General features: G+C 71.6%; 13 protein-coding genes and 1 pseudogene. 12 read left to right on the top strand and 2 right to left on the bottom strand.

Annotated elements, in window-relative coordinates:
* Positions 1 to 27: 27 nt before the first annotated feature.
* Together KK483_RS06445 and KK483_RS06440 are read right to left on the bottom strand one after the other, a co-directional pair.
* The gene (locus KK483_RS06445; RefSeq protein ID WP_262004241.1) at positions 28 to 1,410 is read right to left on the bottom strand and encodes an FAD-binding oxidoreductase; all 1,383 of its coding nucleotides are present in this window, start codon (positions 1,408 to 1,410) and stop codon (positions 28 to 30) included.
* 120 nt (positions 1,411 to 1,530) lie between these two features.
* The gene (locus tag KK483_RS06440) at positions 1,531 to 3,333 is read right to left on the bottom strand and encodes a glycoside hydrolase family 15 protein (RefSeq protein WP_262009370.1); all 1,803 of its coding nucleotides are present in this window, start codon (positions 3,331 to 3,333) and stop codon (positions 1,531 to 1,533) included.
* Positions 3,334 to 3,794: 461 nt separating this feature from the next.
* On the opposite strand from KK483_RS06440, the gene KK483_RS06435 reads away from it, so the two are divergent.
* The 12 genes and pseudogenes from KK483_RS06435 (at position 3,795) to KK483_RS06380 (ending at position 18,082) form a co-directional block, all read left to right on the top strand.
* A complete protein-coding gene (locus KK483_RS06435) occupies positions 3,795 to 5,462 on the top strand; it encodes a CTP synthase (protein ID WP_262009369.1) in 1,668 nt (555 codons plus the stop codon).
* Between the two features lie 51 nt (positions 5,463 to 5,513).
* Positions 5,514 to 6,140, top strand: coding sequence for an NUDIX hydrolase (locus tag KK483_RS06430; RefSeq protein WP_262004240.1), 627 nt, complete (start codon positions 5,514 to 5,516; stop codon positions 6,138 to 6,140).
* A gap of 753 nt (positions 6,141 to 6,893) precedes the next feature.
* A pseudogene (locus KK483_RS06425) lies at positions 6,894 to 8,910 on the top strand (tetratricopeptide repeat protein); the annotation flags it as partial.
* A gap of 150 nt (positions 8,911 to 9,060) precedes the next feature.
* Complete coding sequence (ald, locus tag KK483_RS06420) at positions 9,061 to 10,176, top strand: alanine dehydrogenase (RefSeq protein WP_262009368.1); 1,116 nt, start codon at positions 9,061 to 9,063, stop codon at positions 10,174 to 10,176.
* A gap of 422 nt (positions 10,177 to 10,598) precedes the next feature.
* Positions 10,599 to 11,732: a ParA family protein gene (locus tag KK483_RS06415; RefSeq protein ID WP_262009367.1), complete on the top strand. Its 1,134-nt coding sequence runs from the start codon at positions 10,599 to 10,601 to the stop codon at positions 11,730 to 11,732.
* Entirely contained in the window at positions 11,717 to 12,295 is a 579-nt protein-coding gene (locus KK483_RS06410; protein ID WP_262004239.1) for a hypothetical protein, read from the top strand. Before KK483_RS06415 ends, KK483_RS06410 begins: the two co-directional genes overlap by 16 nt.
* 45 nt (positions 12,296 to 12,340) lie before the next feature.
* Complete coding sequence (locus KK483_RS06405; protein ID WP_262004238.1) at positions 12,341 to 13,516, top strand: ScpA family protein; 1,176 nt, start codon at positions 12,341 to 12,343, stop codon at positions 13,514 to 13,516.
* Positions 13,513 to 14,136: an SMC-Scp complex subunit ScpB gene (gene scpB / locus KK483_RS06400; RefSeq protein ID WP_399013488.1), complete on the top strand. Its 624-nt coding sequence runs from the start codon at positions 13,513 to 13,515 to the stop codon at positions 14,134 to 14,136. The genes KK483_RS06405 and scpB overlap by 4 nt, the downstream gene beginning before the upstream one ends.
* A complete protein-coding gene (locus tag KK483_RS06395; RefSeq protein WP_262004237.1) occupies positions 14,136 to 15,209 on the top strand; it encodes a pseudouridine synthase in 1,074 nt (357 codons plus the stop codon). Before scpB ends, KK483_RS06395 begins: the two co-directional genes overlap by 1 nt.
* A 298-nt stretch (positions 15,210 to 15,507) precedes the next feature.
* On the top strand, positions 15,508 to 16,194 hold the full coding sequence (pnuC, locus tag KK483_RS06390) for a nicotinamide riboside transporter PnuC (RefSeq protein ID WP_262004236.1): 687 nt from the start codon (positions 15,508 to 15,510) through the stop codon (positions 16,192 to 16,194).
* Complete coding sequence (locus tag KK483_RS06385) at positions 16,191 to 17,276, top strand: AAA family ATPase (protein ID WP_262004235.1); 1,086 nt, start codon at positions 16,191 to 16,193, stop codon at positions 17,274 to 17,276. The genes pnuC and KK483_RS06385 overlap by 4 nt, the downstream gene beginning before the upstream one ends.
* A 2-nt stretch (positions 17,277 to 17,278) precedes the next feature.
* The gene (locus tag KK483_RS06380; protein WP_262004234.1) at positions 17,279 to 18,082 is read left to right on the top strand and encodes an NUDIX hydrolase; all 804 of its coding nucleotides are present in this window, start codon (positions 17,279 to 17,281) and stop codon (positions 18,080 to 18,082) included.
* The last annotated feature ends 1 nt before the right edge of the window (position 18,083 follow it).

Genomic DNA, 18,083 nt, shown 5'->3' with positions numbered 1-18,083 from the left:
CCTGGGCGAATCTTCGAAGGACAACTGTCAGCCCGGCTTGATGTTGTGGTTCAGCCTGAACACATTGCCGGGGTCGTACTGCGTCTTCACCGAGGCGAGCCGCCGGTAGTTCTCGGCGCCGAAACCGGCCACGACCCGCTCGGCGCCCTCGTTGCCGATGAAGTTCAGGTAGACCAGGCCGATCGACCACGGTCTGACGTCCTGCCGTGCGTCACGGACCCACTGCCTGCCGCGTTCGTCGTCGTCGGCGCGGTCCCAGATCGCGAACGGGTGCGAGACCCATTCGGCGGTCCGCCAGGGCACCGGGTAGCGGGAGTCCCCGCGGGCCAGCGCGCCGCCCATCGGGAACAGGATGTGCTGCGAGTTCGACGGCACGATCATGCTGTCCGCGCGGGCGCAGAAGGCGTCCACGGCGTCGTCGGGAAGCGCCCGCAGATACTCCGCGGACCAGTAGTTCCGCAGGCCCGGCGGGTCGTCGATCATGCACTGGAGCTCGGCGTACGGCAGCTCCGTGACGACCTCGGCCGCGTGGCCGAGGCCGAGCAGCGGCGCGGCCGCCTTCCGCAGCGCGGGCTCGGTTCCCGCGTACGTGACCAGCACCAGGCACACGGCCCGCCCCATCAGGTCCTCGGGCATGAACTCCTCGGGCGGGCCGGTCAGATAGATGAACCCGCCGCCGAGCTCGTCCGGCGCGGACTCCAGCACCTCGCGGTAGACGGGGAGTACGTCGCCGCCCCGCGCGGCCGGGAAGAACAGGAAGGCGACGGACATCGCGGGCAGCGGATGCAGCTTCAGCGTGATCGACGTCGCCACGCCGAAGTTGCCGCCGCCGCCGTGCAGCGCCCAGAACAGCTCCGGGTTCTCGTCCTCGCTCGCGCGGACCTCGGCCCCGTCGGCCGTCACCAGATCGACGGCGATCAGATTGTCGCAGGCCAGCCCGAACTTCCGCTCCAGCCAGCCCGATCCGCCGCCAAGGGTGAAGCCGCCGACACCGGTCGTCGAGGCGCGGCCGCCGGTGGTCGCCAGCGCGAACGGCTGGGTGGCGCGGTCCAGATGGCTCATCGTCGCGCCGCCCCCGACCCGCGCCGTGCGGGCCTGCGGGTCGACGGTGACCGCGTGCATCCGGCGCAGATCGACGACGAGCCCGCCGTCGGTGGCCGCCAGGCCGGCGACGCTGTGGCCGCCGCCGCGGACGGCCAGCTCCAGCCCGTGCTCCCGGCCGAAGCGGATGGCGGTCGCCACGTCGGCGGCCGACTCGCACTGGACGATCACCGAGGGCCGCCGGTCGATCATCCCGTTGAACACGGTGCGGGCTTCGTCGTAGCCCGCGTCGGCCGGGGTGACGGCCTCGCCGGCCAGGGCTTCGCGGAGCCCGTCCAGGGCCGGTCCCGATATGCCTTGGGGCGCCATGATGCCCCCTTCCGAGGGCGCTACAGGGGACACTCCCATCCTAGGAACGCCCCTGCCCCCGCGCGCCCCGGGAGCCGACCCCCGGGGGGAAGCCCCGGGGGGAAGCCTTGTACGCGCCGCTCAGCCCCCGTACGCGCCGGAGGCGGTCAGCCGCAGGGCCGTGTCGATCAGCGGGACGTGGCTGAACGCCTGGGGGAAGTTGCCCACCTGGCGCTGGAGGCGCGGGTCCCACTCCTCGGCGAGCAGACCGAGATCGTTCCGCAGCGAGAGCAGCTTCTCGAAGAGCCGGCGGGCCTCGTCCACGCGGCCGATCATCGCCAGGTCGTCCGCGAGCCAGAACGAGCACGCCAGGAACGCGCCCTCGTCGCCTTCGAGGCCGTCGACGCCGGCCTCGTCGCCCGCCGTCGGGTAGCGCAGGACGAAGCCGTCGGGCGTGGAGAGCTCCCGCTGGATCGCCTCGATCGTGCCGATGACGCGCTTGTCGTCCGGCGGCAGGAAGCCCATCTGCGGGATCAGCAGCAGAGACGCGTCCAGCTCCTTGGAGCCGTAGGACTGCGTGAAGGTGTTCCGCTCCTTGTCGTAGCCCTTCTCGCAGACATCACGGTGGATGTCGTCGCGCAGCTCGCGCCAGCGCTCCAGCGGGCCGTCCGCGTCGCCCGACTCGATCAGCTTGATCGTGCGGTCGACGGCGACCCAGGCCATGACCTTGGAGTGCACGAAGTGCCGGCGCGGCCCGCGGACCTCCCAGATGCCCTCGTCGGGCTGGTCCCAGTGGTCCTCCAGGTAGCGGATCAGCTTCAACTGGAGGACGGACGCGTAGTCGTTGCGGGAGAGCCCGGTCATGTGCGCGAGGTGCAGGGCCTCGGTGACCTCGCCGTACACATCGAGCTGGAGCTGGTTGGCCGCGCCGTTGCCGACCCGGACCGGGGCGGAGCCCTCGTACCCGGGCAGCCAGTCCAGCTCCGCCTCGCCGAGCTCGCGCTCGCCCGCGATGCCGTACATGATCTGCAGGTTCTCCGGGTCGCCCGCGACGGCGCGCAGCAGCCACTCGCGCCAGGCCCGGGCCTCTTCCCGGTAGCCGGTGCGCAGCAGCGAGGAGAGGGTGATCGCCGCGTCCCGCAGCCAGGTGTAGCGGTAGTCCCAGTTCCGTACGCCGCCGATCTCCTCCGGCAGCGAGGTCGTCGGCGCCGCGACGATCCCGCCGGTCGGTGCGTACGTCAGGGCCTTGAGCGTGATCAGCGAGCGGACGACCGACTCGCGGTACGGGCCGTGGTACGTGCAGTGCTCGACCCACTCGCGCCAGAAGTCCTCCGTCGCCTCCAGCGACCCCTCGGGGTCGGGCAGCGCGGGCGGCTGGTGGTGGGAGGGCTGCCAGCTGATCGTGAACGCGAGCCGGTCGCCGGGGGAGACGGTGAAGTCCGAGTACGTCGTGAGGTCCTTGCCGTACGTGTCCGTCGGCGTGTCCAGCCACACGGAGTCGGGGCCGGCGACCGCGACCGTCCGGTTGTCGATCTTGTGCACCCACGGCACGACCCGGCCGTAGGAGAAGCGCATCCGCAGCGCGGACCGCATCGGCACCCGGCCGCTGACGCCCTCCACGATCCGGATCAGCTGCGGAGCCCCGTCACGCGGCGGCATGAAATCGGTCACTCTGACCGTGCCCCGCGGGGTGTCCCACTCGGACTCCAGGATCAGCGAGTCGCCCCGGTAGCGGCGGCGGCTGGCGGTGGGGGGCTCGGCATGGCCCGGGAAGGCGGGCCCCAGCCGCCAGAAACCGTGTTCCTCGGTGCCGAGCAGTCCGGCGAAGATCGCATGTGAGTCGAAGCGGGGCAGGCACAGCCAGTCGACCGTGCCGTCCCGGCAGACCAGGGCTGCGGTCTGCATGTCTCCGATGAGTGCGTAGTCCTCGATGCGCCCGGCCACGTGGATCTCCAGTCGAACGGCCACGCCGCCCTGCGTGGCACTTACTGCGGTCAAGGGTGTCAATCGGTCAATCGGTCATTGACGAGCTCTTGTTCCGGTTTGAGGGCGGGGGTGATGCCTGTCGCCGGCCTGCCTCGGCAGCGAGCTTCCGAATCAAGTGTCCGAGCAGGATACGACGCACCCGGCGGAGAAGCGCGCCGCCCCTGGCAATGCGGCGCCGCCGAACGGGTGGGCGGCGGGTGAACCCGGACAAGCCCGTGCAGGCCATGATGCCCCGTGTGGCCGGAAGCAGTCGCCCTGCGGCGCTGATACCCTGGTAGCCCGTGGACCGGTGGGCGCAGACCCCCGAACCGCAGCGACGGCACCCCCGGGAAGTCTCCGGAATCTTCACCAGAGATCTCCATCGGCGGGGTCGCCGGTACGCACGACCACCTCGCGACCACGGGAGCCCCCTCTTGGCCATGCCGCCCGCTGCTTTTCGAAACAGCACAGCCACGACGACCAAGCACATCTTCGTCACCGGGGGTGTCGCCTCCTCCCTCGGCAAGGGCCTGACCGCCTCGAGCCTGGGTGCGCTGCTCAAGGCGCGGGGTCTGCGGGTCACGATGCAGAAGCTCGACCCGTACCTGAACGTCGACCCCGGCACCATGAACCCGTTCCAGCACGGCGAGGTGTTCGTCACCAACGACGGAGCCGAGACCGACCTGGACATCGGCCACTACGAGCGCTTCCTCGACGTCGACCTCGACGGCTCGGCCAACGTCACCACCGGCCAGGTCTACTCGACCGTCATCGCCAAGGAGCGGCGCGGCGAGTACCTCGGCGACACGGTGCAGGTCATCCCGCACATCACCAACGAGATCAAGCACCGCATCCGGCGTATGGCCACGGACGACGTGGACGTCGTGATCACCGAGGTCGGCGGCACGGTCGGCGACATCGAGTCCCAGCCGTTCCTGGAGACCGTCCGCCAGGTCCGCCACGAGGTCGGCCGGGACAACGTCTTTGTGGTGCACATCTCGCTGCTGCCGTACATCGGCCCCTCGGGCGAGCTGAAGACCAAGCCGACGCAGCACTCGGTCGCCGCGCTGCGCAGCATCGGTATCCAGCCGGACGCGATCGTGCTGCGCGCCGACCGTGACGTACCGACCGCGATCAAGCGCAAGATCTCGCTGATGTGCGACGTCGACGAGGCCGCCGTGGTCGCCGCGATCGACGCCAAGTCGATCTACGACATCCCGAAGGTGCTGCACACCGAGGGCCTGGACGCGTACGTCGTGCGCAAGCTGGACCTGCCGTTCCGCGACGTCGACTGGACGACCTGGGACGATCTGCTGGACCGCGTCCACAACCCCGACCACGAGGTCAGTGTCGCGCTCGTCGGCAAGTACATCGACCTGCCCGACGCCTACCTCTCGGTGACGGAGGCCCTGCGCGCCGGCGGCTTCGCCAACCGCGCCCGGGTCAAGATCAAGTGGGTCACCTCGGACGACTGCAAGACCCCGGCGGACGCGGCCAGGCAGCTCGGCGACGTGGACGCGATCTGCATCCCCGGCGGCTTCGGCGACCGCGGCGTCAGCGGCAAGGTCGGCGCGATCCAGTTCGCCCGCGAGAACAAGGTGCCGCTGCTGGGCCTGTGCCTGGGCCTCCAGTGCATCGTGATCGAGGCCGCGCGCAATCTGGCCGAGATCCCCGAGGCCAACTCGACCGAGTTCGACTCCGCCACCGTCCACCCCGTCATCTCCACCATGGAGGAGCAGCTGGCGTACGTGGAGGGTGCGGGCGACCTCGGCGGAACGATGCGCCTCGGGCTCTACCCTGCGAAGCTCGCCGAGGGCTCGATCGTCCGCGAGGTCTACGCCAACGAGCCGTACGTCGAGGAGCGCCACCGCCACCGCTACGAGGTGAACAACGCCTACCGCGCGGAGCTGGAGAAGAAGGCCGGCATCGTCTTCTCGGGCACGTCCCCGGACAACAAGCTCGTCGAGTACGTCGAGTACCCGCGCGAGGTGCACCCGTACCTGGTCGCCACCCAGGCCCACCCGGAGCTGCGCTCCCGCCCGACCCGCCCGCACCCGCTCTTCGCGGGCCTGATCAAGGCCGCGGTGGAGCGCAAGTCGGGCAACTGACGCACAGGCACTACGGTGGACCGGGGTACGGACTGCGGGAGGACAGCGTTCATGACCATCAAGGACACCCCTGAGGAGTGGCAGGTCACGGCGACCTCGACCCCCTTCAGGGGAAACAAGACGAGTGTCCGCACCGACGACGTGGTCATGCCCGACGGCACGGTCGCGCGCCGCGACTACCAGGTCCACCCCGGCTCGGTGGCGGTGCTCGCGCTCGACGAGGACGACCGCGTCCTCGTACTGCGCCAGTACCGCCACCCCGTGCGCCAGAAGCTCTGGGAGATCCCGGCGGGCCTGCTCGACATCCCCGGCGAGAACCCCCTGACGGCGGCCCAGCGCGAGCTGTACGAGGAGGCGCACGTCAAGGCCGTCGACTGGCGCGTGCTGACGGACGTCTACACGACGCCGGGCGGCTGCGACGAGGCCGTACGGATCTTCCTCGCCCGCGATCTGTCCGAGGCGGAGGGCGAGCGCTTCCAGGTCTCCGAGGAGGAGGCCGACATGGAGCTGGCACGGGTGCCCCTGAAGGATCTCGTGCGGGGCGCGCTGGCGGGTGAGCTGCACAACAACTGCCTGGTGGTGGGCGTGCTCGCGCTGACCGCCGCGCTCTCGGGCGACGGCATCGCCGCGCTGCGCCCGGCAGAGGCGCCCTGGCCCGCCCGGCCGTTCGGGGCGTAGCCCGTCCGGGGCTGCCGCCCCTGCACGGCCCCGCCCCCGGGGTCGTCCGCCGGGCGCGGGTGGGTGGGTGGTTGTCGCGCCCGCGGGTCGTCCGCCGGGTGCGGGCCGGTGGGTGGTTTGTGGCCACCTGTCCCTCCCCCTAGGACTTCGTCCTGGGGGGACCCCCAGCGGAACGCCTGCCCACAAACCAGGTGGCCACCTCACGGTTTGTGGGCAGTCGTCCCGCTGGGGCGGGACGGGTGGGCACAACCCGACCGCCGGGGTCGGCCACGGCCGGTGACCTGACCCGGGGGGCGCGGAGGGGTCGTGGTCGGGACACTCAAGCGTGATTTGTGGCACGCAACACGCACGGCACGAACACAACCCCGGGCGGCGTGCCGTACGGGGGTCCGGGGGTGTCCCCCGGAAAAGCACAGCATGCCGTCCCGAACACGAGCCCCGCAGCGCCACCCGGACGGCAACCACCCGCCGCCGGGTGACCCCGACACACCCAGCCCGTCCGGCGCTTGAGGACAAAAACCCCGGCCGCAGGCAGCCGCGGTGCGAACATCGGTTGATCCGATCGAGGGAAGCCGCGGCACGCCCGGTCGCGCTCCGGGCGATCCTGCGTGATGCCTGAATTACGCTCTGAGCGCCCGCCCGGGAACCCCCGACGGGTTCGGCTCGTGCGGCGGCGGACTGGGAGCGTGGCCCGTGAGGGAGCAGGCGGTGGACGGAAACGGCCCCTCGTCCCAGGGAGACCCGTCCCCGGACATCCCCCCACCCCCCGGCCATGGCACCGTAAGCGATGTGGGTGGGCAATTCATCGGGCGCCAGCGCGAGTTGAAGTCGCTGCGGTCCGACATCGACCGGGCCGGTCTCGACACGCTCTCGGGGCGCAAGGCGCCCAGCGCCAGGGTGCTGCTCGTCGCGGGCCGCCCCGGATCCGGGCGGAGCGCGCTCGCCGGGGAACTGGCGCGGCGGCTCGCCGGCACATACCCCGACGGCGTGCTGCGGGCCCGGCTCACCGACCCGGGCGGCGCCCCCGTCCCCACCGACCGCACCGCCCGCGAACTGCTCGACGCCCTCGGCACCGACGCCCCGCCCGGCGCGGACGAGGACGAGCTCACCGGCCTGGTCCGCGAGGCGCTCGCGGACCGCCGCTGTCTGCTGCTCCTCGACGACGCCGCGGAAACCGAGCAGGTCGACCCGCTCGTCCCCGACAACCCCGACTGCCTCGTGGTCGCCGTCGCCCAGGGGCCGCTCACCGGAATCCCCGACGTGCGCCCCTGCACCGTCGGCGGCATGGACCCGAAGTCCGCGATCGAGCTGCTCGGCCGGTTCGCCGGCGAGGTGCGGATCACCGTCGACCCGCAGGCCGCGGAGGCCCTCGTCGAGCAGTGCGGCGGGCAGCCCGCCGCGATGGTGCTGGTCGGCGGCTGGCTCGCGGCCCGGCCCAACGCCTCGGTCGCCGACGCCGCCAAGCAGCTGCGCGCGCTGCCCGACGATCCCGAGCAGCCCGCCGGGGCCCGCCCGCTGGCCCGCGCCTTCCGACTCGTGTACGCGTCCCTGCCGCAGCCCGCCGCCAGGACCCTGCGGCTGCTCACCCTCGCGCCCGCCGGGCTCGTCGATGTGCACACGGCGTCCGCGCTGGCCGGTACGTCGATCTCGGGCGTCCGGCCGGTGCTGGAGGACTTCGCCGCGCTCGGGCTGCTGCGGCCGGGCGGCGACCCCGAGGCGTACGAGGTGCCCGGCTGCCTCGCCCCGTTCCTGCACGAGCTGATGACGACGGAGGACCGGCCCGCGGAGGTCCAGCTCGCCCGCGCCCGGATGCTGGAGCGGACCGTACGGCTGCTCCAGTCCTGCTGGGCCGTCACCGAGCCCGACGGCTCCGCGCCCCGCCGCAAGCTGGCGGGGCTGCCGCGGGCGCTGCGGTTCCCGACCCCGGCGGCGGCCGGGGCCTGGCTGGAGGCCCGTCGCCCGGCGCTGCTCGCCTCGACGAGGCTCGCCGTCGCGGACGGCGAGCTGGACACCCTCGCCCGCCGACTGATCGCCGCGCTCGTACGGGCCCTGGTCGCCCATCGCGGCACCGAGGCCGCCGCGCCCGATCTGTACGGGCTGCACCGGCTCGTCCTCGATGTCGCCGAGCGCCGCGAGCTCCACCGGGAGCGGGCCGCGGCGCTCCTCAACCTCGCCGATCTGGACGCGTCCACCGGCCGTACCGAGGACGCATTGGTGCGATACCGGGAGGCTCTGGACGCAGGGCGCAGAGCAAATGATCCGTACGCGACCGGTCGTGCGATGGAATCCGTAGGCGGTGCCTATCAGGAGCTCGGCGACTGGCAGCGCGCCGCCGACTGGTACGGACGCGCGCTCTCACAGCGCCTCGCCCGCGGGGAGCGCGCGGACGAGGCGCGGCTGTACGGCCGCCTCGGCGCCGTGCACAGCTATGCGGGCCGCTACGGCGAGGCGCTGCGCAACTGGCGGGCGGCCGCGGCCGGCTACCGCAGGCTCGATGATCTGCCCGGTCACGCACGTGCGTTGAGCGAGGCGGCCCGGGTGCAGGAGTACGCGGGCCGGCCGCAGGAGTCGCTGCGCACCTGCGAGGAGGCGGTGGCCTGGGCGCGCAAGGCCGGGGACGTGCGGCTGCACGCCGCGCTGCAGCTCAGGCTCGCCGACACGCTGGAGCGCCTCGGCGACCCGGCGGCGGCCCGACTGCATCGGGCCGCGGCTGAGCAACTACTGGGAACTGATCGTTCCGGCCTGCGAAATCCGTAGTGGTTCCGGCGAGAGATTTTGCTTTGCAAGGCTAGACAGCGCGAAGTCCTTCATTAGACTGGCTCTGCCGGGTGTCGCCCCGGTCCCTCCCGTTGCGCCCTGCGTATCCGGGTAACTATGGAATTGCACCAGAAATCCCCCTGAGTCAAGGACCGTGATCGACGTGAAGGTCGGCATCCCCCGCGAGGTCAAGAACAACGAGTTCCGGGTGGCGATCACCCCTGCCGGAGTGCACGAGCTCGTGCGCAACGGCCACCAGGTCTTCATCGAGGCCAACGCCGGTGTCGGCTCCTCGATCACGGACGCGGAGTACGTCGCCGCCGGTGCGCAGATCCTGCCCACGGCCGATGAGGTCTGGGCCACCGCCGACCTGCTGCTGAAGGTCAAGGAGCCCATCGCGGAGGAGTACCACCGCCTCCGCAAGGACCAGACCCTCTTCACGTATCTGCACCTTGCCGCCTCCCGCGAGTGCACGGACGCCCTCCTGGAGTCCGGCACCACCGCCATCGCCTACGAGACGGTCGAGCTGCCGAACCGCGCCCTGCCGCTGCTGGCCCCGATGTCCGAGGTCGCGGGCCGGCTCGCCCCGCAGGTCGGCGCGTACCACCTGATGGCCTCCGCCGGCGGCCGTGGCGTGCTGCCGGGCGGTGTCCCCGGCACCGCCGCCGGTGAGTGCGTCGTCATCGGCGGTGGCGTCTCCGGCTGGAACGCCACGCAGATCGCCGTCGGCCTGGGCTTCCACGTGACCCTGCTCGACCGTGACATCAACAAGCTGCGCGAGGCCGACAAGATCTTCGGCTCCAAGGTCAAGACCGTCGTCTCCAACGCCTTCGAGCTGGAGAAGGCCGTCGTCCAGGCCGACCTCGTCGTCGGTGCCGTCCTCATCCCGGGCGCCAAGGCCCCGAAACTGGTCACCAACGAGCTCGTCGCCAAGATGAAGCCCGGAAGTGTCCTTGTCGACATTGCGATCGACCAGGGCGGCTGCTTCGAGGACTCGCACGCGACCACCCACGCCGAGCCGACCTTCACGGTGCACGACTCGGTCTTCTACTGCGTCGCCAACATGCCCGGCGCGGTGCCCAACACCTCCACGTACGCGCTGACCAACGCCACGCTGCCGTACATCGTGTCGCTGGCCAACAACGGCTGGGTCGATGCGCTGCGCCGTGACCCCGCCCTGGCCAAGGGCCTCAACACCCATGACGGCAAGGTCGTCTACAAGGAGGTCGCCGAGGCGCACGGCCTCGACTCCGTCGAGCTGAGCTCGCTCCTCGGCTGACCCGGGACCCCGGCGGCCCCGCTGTCAATACGGGACGTCAACCTCACGCAACCGGCCGGACCTTGTGGAGCAAGGTCCGGCCGGTCGCGTGTCCGGGCGCGGTATGGTGCCCGTTCAACTCGCCTCGAACGTAACCCTTTAACCGTTTCGCACACCCGTGAAATACGCCGACCGACCCCTGTGCACCCTTGACAGAGGGGTGTTCGGTTGCCGACACATCAGGCCGGGTCCGGCGGATTGTGTTGCTGCGGACCGGTGACACGCCATAGAGTCGCCAACCGTCGGCATGGTGCCACGCTGACCTATCGATAAGTTTCCTGGTCACGTCCAAGGAGGTAAGACGACTTGTGAATGAGTCGACATTTTCTCCCGGGGGTGGTCATGCGGGAATTCCCCCTCTACGCCTTGGCGGCGTGAGGGAGGTGCCCCCGGCGCGGGGCCAGGGTCCTGCGTCCGCGCTCGAAGCTGTCGGCTCCGTCGCTGTCCGTACCTTCGCGCCCAGCCCGCACCTGCCGACGACAGCCCACACGATGAAGATGATGGACGGCCAACACGTGAACGCCATGGCCGGCAACGAGAGTGGCCGAGAGTCCACCCACTTCGCCGACTACGACGAGGTGCCCGAGGGGCACTTCTACGACCCAGACGCCGAGTACGAGCCCGACCCGGAGTACGCGGCCACGCTCGCGCCCGACGCGGCCCGTCAGCGCCGTGAGCGGATCGGCCCCACCGGACGGCCGCTGCCGTACTTCCCGATCCCGGGCCCGCTGACCGACCACGGCCCCGCGAAGATCATCGCGATGTGCAACCAGAAGGGCGGCGTCGGCAAGACGACGTCCACCATCAACCTGGGTGCGGCGCTCGCGGAGTACGGACGCCGTGTCCTGCTCGTCGACTTCGACCCGCAGGGGGCGCTGTCGGTGGGCCTGGGCGTCAACCCGATGGAGCTCGACCTCACGGTCTACAACCTGCTCATGGAGCGGGGCATGTCCGCGGACGAGGTCCTCCTGAAGACCGCCGTGCCCAACATGGACCTGCTGCCGAGCAATATCGACCTGTCCGCTGCGGAAGTGCAGCTGGTGAGCGAGGTCGCCCGCGAGTCGACGCTGCAGCGGGCGCTGAAGCCGCTGATGCAGGACTACGACTACATCGTGATCGACTGCCAGCCGTCGCTCGGTCTGCTGACGGTGAACGCGCTCACGGCGGCGCACAAGGTGATCGTTCCGCTGGAGTGCGAGTTCTTCGCGCTGCGCGGTGTCGCGCTGCTGACGGAGACGATCGAGAAGGTGCAGGAGCGGCTCAACCCCGAGCTGGAGCTCGACGGCATCCTCGCCACGATGTACGACTCGCGCACGGTGCACAGCCGTGAGGTCCTGGCGCGGGTGGTCGAGGCGTTCGACGACCACGTCTACCACACGGTCATCGGGCGCACGGTGCGCTTCCCGGAGACCACGGTCGCGGGTGAGCCGATCACGACGTACGCGTCCAACTCGGTCGGCGCAGCCGCCTATCGCCAGCTCGCCAGGGAGGTGCTCGCCCGGTGTCACGCCGAGTGAGTCTGCCCGGGGCCGACGAGCTGTTCCGTACGACCGGGGGCACGGGACTCACGTCGTCGTCCCCGAGGCGGGCGGCGAACGGTGCCGTGGCCTCCGCCAACGGCGAGGCCCGGGTGCCCGCGCAGGCGGACGAGCCCGCGCCGGAGGAGCACTCCCCGGCGAAGGAGGAGGCCGAGCCGGCCGAGCCCCGGAGCCGGACGGCGGCCGCTGAAGGGGAGGCGGCGTCCACTGCCGCCCCGGCCCCCGAGAAGGGGCGGCCGGCGGCCGGGTCCTCGGCGCCATCCGCAGCCGCCGCCCCCGAGGCGGGGGCGGCGCCGCGGCGCCGGGGGCGTGCGGCGAACCGGCGCCCGAGCGGACGCGAGCGCCACGACGAGAAGATCACGGTCTATGTCTCCGCCGAGGAACTGATGGACCTGGAGCACGCCCGCCTGGTGCTCCGCGGCGAGCACGGCCTCGCCGTCGACCGCGGGCGCATCGTGCGCGAGGCGGTCGCCGTCGTTCTTGCGGACCTGGAGTCCCGGGGCGACGCGAGCATCCTGGTGCGACGGCTGCGCGGCCGCTGACGGGGTAGCCTGCGCGCGCCCCCTCATTTCGCACCCTGGACCACGATGCCCCCGACCGACGACGCCCCCACCCCGACCTCGCGCGCGCCCCGCCGCGCCCTGGGCCGCGGCCCGGGCACCACGTCCGCCCCTGCGGCCCCCTCACCCGGCCCCGCGGACCACACGCCGTCGGTACCGGACACCTCGCCCGAGCCGGACGCCCCCGTGGGCGAGCCCGAGGCCCTGGACACCACGCCGCGCGAGAACGCGGACCCCGCGCAGGCACCGGACAGCGCTGCCGTCGAGAACCTGCTGGACGGGGCTGCCGTCGAGGACAGGACTGAGGACGCCCCCGCTTCCACCCCCGTCCCCATTCCTGCCGCCCAGGACGCCACGGAGAACGTCGAGAGCACCGAATGCGCACTCGGTGCGGCCGTCGCGGACGAGTCGCGGTTCACCGTGCGGCTGGCGAACTTCGAAGGCCCCTTTGACCTGCTGTTGCAGCTCATCTCGAAGCACAAGCTCGATGTGACCGAAGTCGCCCTCTCCAAGGTGACCGACGAGTTCATGGCGCACATCCGGGCCATGGGACCCGACTGGGATCTCGACCAGACCACCGAGTTCCTCGTCGTCGCCGCGACCCTGCTCGACCTGAAGGCCGCCCGGCTGCTGCCCGCCGCCGAGGTGGAGGACGAGGCGGACCTCGCGCTGCTGGAGGCGCGGGACCTGCTCTTCGCGCGGCTGCTCCAGTACCGCGCGTACAAGCAGATCGCGGAGATCTTCAGCAACAGGCTCGACGAGGAGGCCCGGCGCCACCCGCGCACCGTCGGCCTTGAGGACCACCACGCCGAGCTGCTCCCCGAGGTCGTCATCAGCATCGGCCCCGAGGGCTTCGCCAGACTCGCCGTCAAGGCCATGCAGCCCAAGCCGAAGCCCCAGGTGTACGTGGACCACATCCACGCGCCCCTGGTCAGCGTGCGCGAGCAGGCCGAGGTGGTGGTGGGCATGCTGCGCGAGCGCGGAAGGGTCACCTTCCGCGACCTCGTCGACGGCGTCGAGGACACCCTCACCGTCGTCGCCCGGTTCCTCGCCCTGCTCGAGCTCTATCGTGAGAAGGCCGTCGTCCTGGACCAGGAGGACGCCCTGGGGGAGCTCGTGGTCACCTGGGCCGCCGGCGAGGCCGACGCGCACGTCACCGACGAATTCGATCGCACCCCCGAAAGCACGGAGGAGAAGGCGTGAGCGACGACCTCAAGCCTGCGCTCAAGCCCGCCCTCGAAGCCGTCCTCATGGTCGTCGACGAGCCGGCCACCGAGGAGCACCTCGCCAAGGTGCTCGAACAGCCCCGCCGCGCGGTCGCCGACGCCCTGCGCGAGCTCGCCGACGAGTACACCGTCCAGGGCCGCGGCTTCGAGCTGCGGCTCGTCGCCGGCGGCTGGCGCTTCTACACCCGCCCCGAGCACGCAGCCGCCGTCGAGCGCTTCGTTCTCGACGGCCAGCAGGCCCGGCTCACCCAGGCGGCGCTGGAGACCCTGGCGGTGGTCGCGTACCGCCAGCCGGTCAGCCGTTCCCGCGTCTCCGCCGTGCGCGGAGTGAACTGCGACGGCGTCATGCGCACCCTCCTCCAGCGCGGTCTCGTCGACGAGGCGGGCACGGAACCCGAAACAGGTGCGATCCTGTACAGGACGACGAACTACTTCCTGGAGCGGATGGGCCTGCGCGGCCTGGACGAGCTCCCGGAGCTCGCGCCCTTCCTCCCGGAGGCGGACGCGATCGAGGCCGAGACCCAGGAAGGCGTTCCGTCGTTCGATCCGGACGCTCCGGACACAGACGATGACGCCACGACGACGACGGAACTTTGATGCGAAGCAGCGGCAGGAACAGCAGCGGACGCGGTAACTACCGGGGGCCGGATGGGGGCACCTCCCGGTCGAAGACCGGGGGGCAGCGCGACGACCAGCAGAAGCGCGCGCGCAAGCCCCGTCCCGAGGAGCGCCGCTACGACGTCGGTGGCACGTCCGAAGAGCCGAAGAAGGGGCGCGGCGCGGCCGCCCGCGGCGGCGCCAAGGGCGGTCCGAAGCAGTCCCCGCAGCGCGGCGGGGGCCGCACCGCCCCGGCCCGCTCCCGTGAGTACGAGGCCCGCGCCGAGGAGCGCAACCGGGAGCGCTACGCCAACAAGCCCGAGATCAAGACCCCGAAGACCTTCGGCGAGGAGGAGGGCGAGCGGCTGCAGAAGGTGCTCGCCCGCGCCGGCATGGGCTCGCGCCGCTCCTGCGAGGAGCTGATCGACGCGGGCCGCGTCGAGGTCAACGGTGAGATCGTGATCGAGCAGGGCGTGCGCGTCGACCCGGAGAGGGACGAGATCAAGGTCGACGGCCTTACCGTCGCCACCCAGTCGTACCTGTTCTTCGCGCTGAACAAGCCCGCCGGTGTCGTCTCCACCATGGAGGACCCCGACGGCCGCCAGTGCCTCGGCGACTACGTCACCAACCGTGAGACCCGTCTCTTCCACGTCGGCCGGCTCGACACCGAGACCGAGGGCATCATCCTGCTCACCAACCACGGCGAGCTGGCCCACCGCCTCACCCACCCCAAGTACGGCGTCAAGAAGACCTATGTGGCCGCCATCCAGGGCCCCCTCCCGCGCGAGGTCGGCAAGCGCCTCAAGGACGGCATCCAGCTGGAGGACGGGTACGCACGCGCCGACCACTTCCGCGTCGTCGAGCAGACCGGCAAGAACTACCTGGTCGAGGTCACCCTCCACGAGGGCCGCAAGCACATCGTGCGCCGCATGCTCGCCGAGGCGGGCTTCCCGGTCGACAAGCTGGTCCGCACGGCCTTCGGGCCGATCGCGCTCGGCGACCAGAAGTCGGGCTGGCTGCGCCGTCTGACCAACACCGAGGTCGGCATGCTGATGAAGGAAGTCGGCCTCTAGGCCGTGTCCTCAAGGTCCTGCAAGGTCCCGTCTGCCCGGCGGCGCCCGGCACGCTCGGGAGGTGCCCCCACCGCAGGGGCTCCGTCCTCCGCCTTGCGATCGCACGCATGAGACGCCGTCGGGCCCGCCCTTCGGGCGGACTTCGCCACTTTGAAGACACTCCTTAGGCGAGCCCCTCGGACCGGACCCTCTGGAAGAGCCCGCGGCCGTCGTCACGACGGCCGCGGGTTTTTTCGTGCTTGTCGGGCCACCCTTCCCCGCTTTATAGTCAGAGTGACTCTTAAAGAAGGGGGCGGGTGTGAGCCTCGCTGACGTACTCGGACCCGTGGTCGCACCACTGCAGCAACCGCTGTTCACCCTGCTCGACACCCCGGTCAGCTGGACCGAGGTCCTCGGCTTCGGCAGCGGAGCGCTCTGCGTCTGGCTCGTCGCCCGCCAGCACCTCGCCAACTGGCCCCTCGGCATCGCCAACAACGTCCTCTTCATCCTGCTGTTCACCCAGGCCGGCCTGTACGCCGACGCGGGGCTGCAGGTCGTCTTCATCGCCCTTGCCGCGTACGGCTGGTGGACCTGGACCCACGGGGGTGGACCAGATTCCGACGCCCTCCCGGTGCGCCGCACGACGCGCACCGAGTGGGCGTGGCTGCTCGCGGCGGGGGCGGTGGGGACCCTCGCGCTGACGCTGCTCCTGCACCGCGCCACCGACTCCACCGTCCCCTTCTGGGACGCGCTGACCACCGCGCTCTCCCTCATGGCGACCTACGGGCAGTGCCGCAAGCGGCGGGAGTCCTGGTGGCTGTGGATCGCCGCCGACCTCGTCTACGTGCCCCTGTACGCGTACAAGGGGCTCTATCTCACGGCGCTGCTGTATGTGGGCTTCATGGCCCTGTGCGTGCACGGCCTGCGCAACTGGACCCGAGACCTGGCCGTACTGCACGCCCGGCAGCGGCAGTCGGCGGACGAGGCCGCGGAGGTGGCGGCATGAAGCGCTACCGGCACGGGCTCGTCCTCGGCAAGTTCTATCCGCCGCACGCCGGTCACCACCATCTCGTCCGCACCGCACGCGACCGCTGCGAGCGCCTGACCGTCCTCGTCTGCGCCGCCTCCGTCGAGTCGATACCGCTGGCGGAACGCGTCGCCTGGATGCGCGAAGTGCACCCGGACGTACGCGTCGTGGGCGCCGTCGACGACATCCCCGTCGACGTCACCGACCCGGCGGTCTGGGACGCGCACATGGCGGTGTTCCGCGCCGCCGTCCCCGGGCGGGTCGACGCCGTCTTCACCTCGGAGTCGTACGGCGACGAGCTCGCCCGCCGCTTCGGAGGCGCCGACTCCGTCTGCGTCGACCCCGACCGCACGGTCTTCCCCGTCTCCGGCACGGCCGTCCGCAAGGACCCCGTCGGCTGCTGGGACTTCCTTGAGCCGCCGGTGCGCGCCGCACTCGCGCGCCGCGTCGTCGTGCTCGGCGCCGAGTCCACCGGCACCACCACCCTGGCCACTGCGCTCGCCGCGCACTACCGGGCGCGCGGCGGGGTCTGGGCGCGCACCGGCTGCGTACCCGAGTACGGCAGGGAGTTCAGCGAGCGGAAGCTCGACGCGCTGCGCGCCGAGCGGCCCGGTGCGACCTGGTCCGACGTCACCTTCGACTCCGACGACTTCCCACTGATCGCCCGGCGGCAGGCCGAGCACGAGGACGCCGCCGCCCGTATCGGCTCGCCCGTGCTGATCTGCGACACCGACGCCTTCGCGACGACGATCTGGCACGAGCGGTACATGGCCGGGCGGTCCAGCGCGGAGGTCGCCGAGATCGCGGCGCGCGGCCGCGGCGACCTGTGGCTGCTCACCGACCACCGGGACGTGCCGTTCGAGGACGACGGGCTGCGCGACGGCGAGCAGTTGCGGCCTTGGATGACCGCGCGTTTCGCCGCACAGCTCGCTCGCACCGGGCGCAGGTTCCTCACGCTGACCGGCCCGCACGAGGGGCGCCTCGCCGCGGCCTTGGGCGCCGTCGACGCGCTGCTCGCCGAGGGCTGGGCCTTCGCCGACCCCCTGCCGGAGAGGCGGTGACCATGGACCCGAGCGACCCGAGCGACGTGAACGGCGCGGACGGCGTGAGCGGTTACGACCCGAGGTCCTTCCCGCCCTTCGCCGTCACCGTCGACCTCGCCGTCTTCACGGTCCGCGACGGCGCGTTGCAGGTGCTGGTCATCGAGCGCGGCCAGGAGCCGTACAAGGGCGCCCGGGCGCTGCCCGGCGGCTTCGTGCTGCCCGACGAGTCCGCGGGCCGCGCCGCCCGCCGTGAACTCGCCGAGGAGACCGGGCTCTCACCGCGCACCACCGCCGCGCTCCACCTGGAGCAGCTGCGCACGTACAGCGACCCGGACCGCGATCCCCGGATGCGGGTCGTGTCCGTCGCGTACACCGCGCTCGTACCGGACGTGCCGGAGCCGCGCGGCGGCGGCGACGCCGCGCACGCCCAGTGGGTGCCGTACGCCGACCACGGCCCTCCCCCAGCCCTCGGCCGGGGGGACCCCCATCGCGCTTCGCTCGCCTTCGACCACGACCGCATCCTCGCCGACGCGCACGAGCGCATCGGCGCCAAGCTCGAGTACACATGCCTCGCCACCGCCTTCTGTCCCGCCGAGTTCACCCTCGGCGAGCTGCGGCAGGTGTACGAGACCGTCTGGGGTGTCGAGCTCGACCGCCCCAACTTCCGGCGCAAGGTCCTCACCACACCCGGCTTCGTCGAGGCCGTGGAAGGGGGCGCGCGCCTGACCGGCGGCCGGGGGAAACCGGCCGCGCTCTACCGGGCGGGGCCGGCGAACGCCCTGCATCCTCCACTGCTGCGACCGGAAGGACGACACACACCATGAC

The organism is Streptomyces sp. FIT100 (genome assembly GCF_024584805.1).
GTDB lineage: Bacteria > Actinomycetota > Actinomycetes > Streptomycetales > Streptomycetaceae > Streptomyces.
The sequence above is the reverse complement of the archived record's forward strand: the minus strand, read 5'-3'. Positions and strand labels throughout refer to the sequence as shown.

What these genes read in the sequence shown, in the direction of transcription:
- KK483_RS06445 (WP_262004241.1), bottom strand. Translation starts at nt 1,410, where the DNA reads ATGGCGCCCCAAGGCATATCGGGACCGGCCCTGGACGGGCTCCGCGAA.
- KK483_RS06435 (WP_262009369.1), top strand. Translation starts at nt 3,795, where the DNA reads ATGCCGCCCGCTGCTTTTCGAAACAGCACAGCCACGACGACCAAGCAC.
- KK483_RS06430 (WP_262004240.1), top strand. Translation starts at nt 5,514, where the DNA reads ATGACCATCAAGGACACCCCTGAGGAGTGGCAGGTCACGGCGACCTCG.
- KK483_RS06405 (WP_262004238.1), top strand. Translation starts at nt 12,341, where the DNA reads ATGCCCCCGACCGACGACGCCCCCACCCCGACCTCGCGCGCGCCCCGC.
- KK483_RS06395 (WP_262004237.1), top strand. Translation starts at nt 14,136, where the DNA reads ATGCGAAGCAGCGGCAGGAACAGCAGCGGACGCGGTAACTACCGGGGG.
- KK483_RS06385 (WP_262004235.1), top strand. Translation starts at nt 16,191, where the DNA reads ATGAAGCGCTACCGGCACGGGCTCGTCCTCGGCAAGTTCTATCCGCCG.
- KK483_RS06380 (WP_262004234.1), top strand. Translation starts at nt 17,279, where the DNA reads ATGGACCCGAGCGACCCGAGCGACGTGAACGGCGCGGACGGCGTGAGC.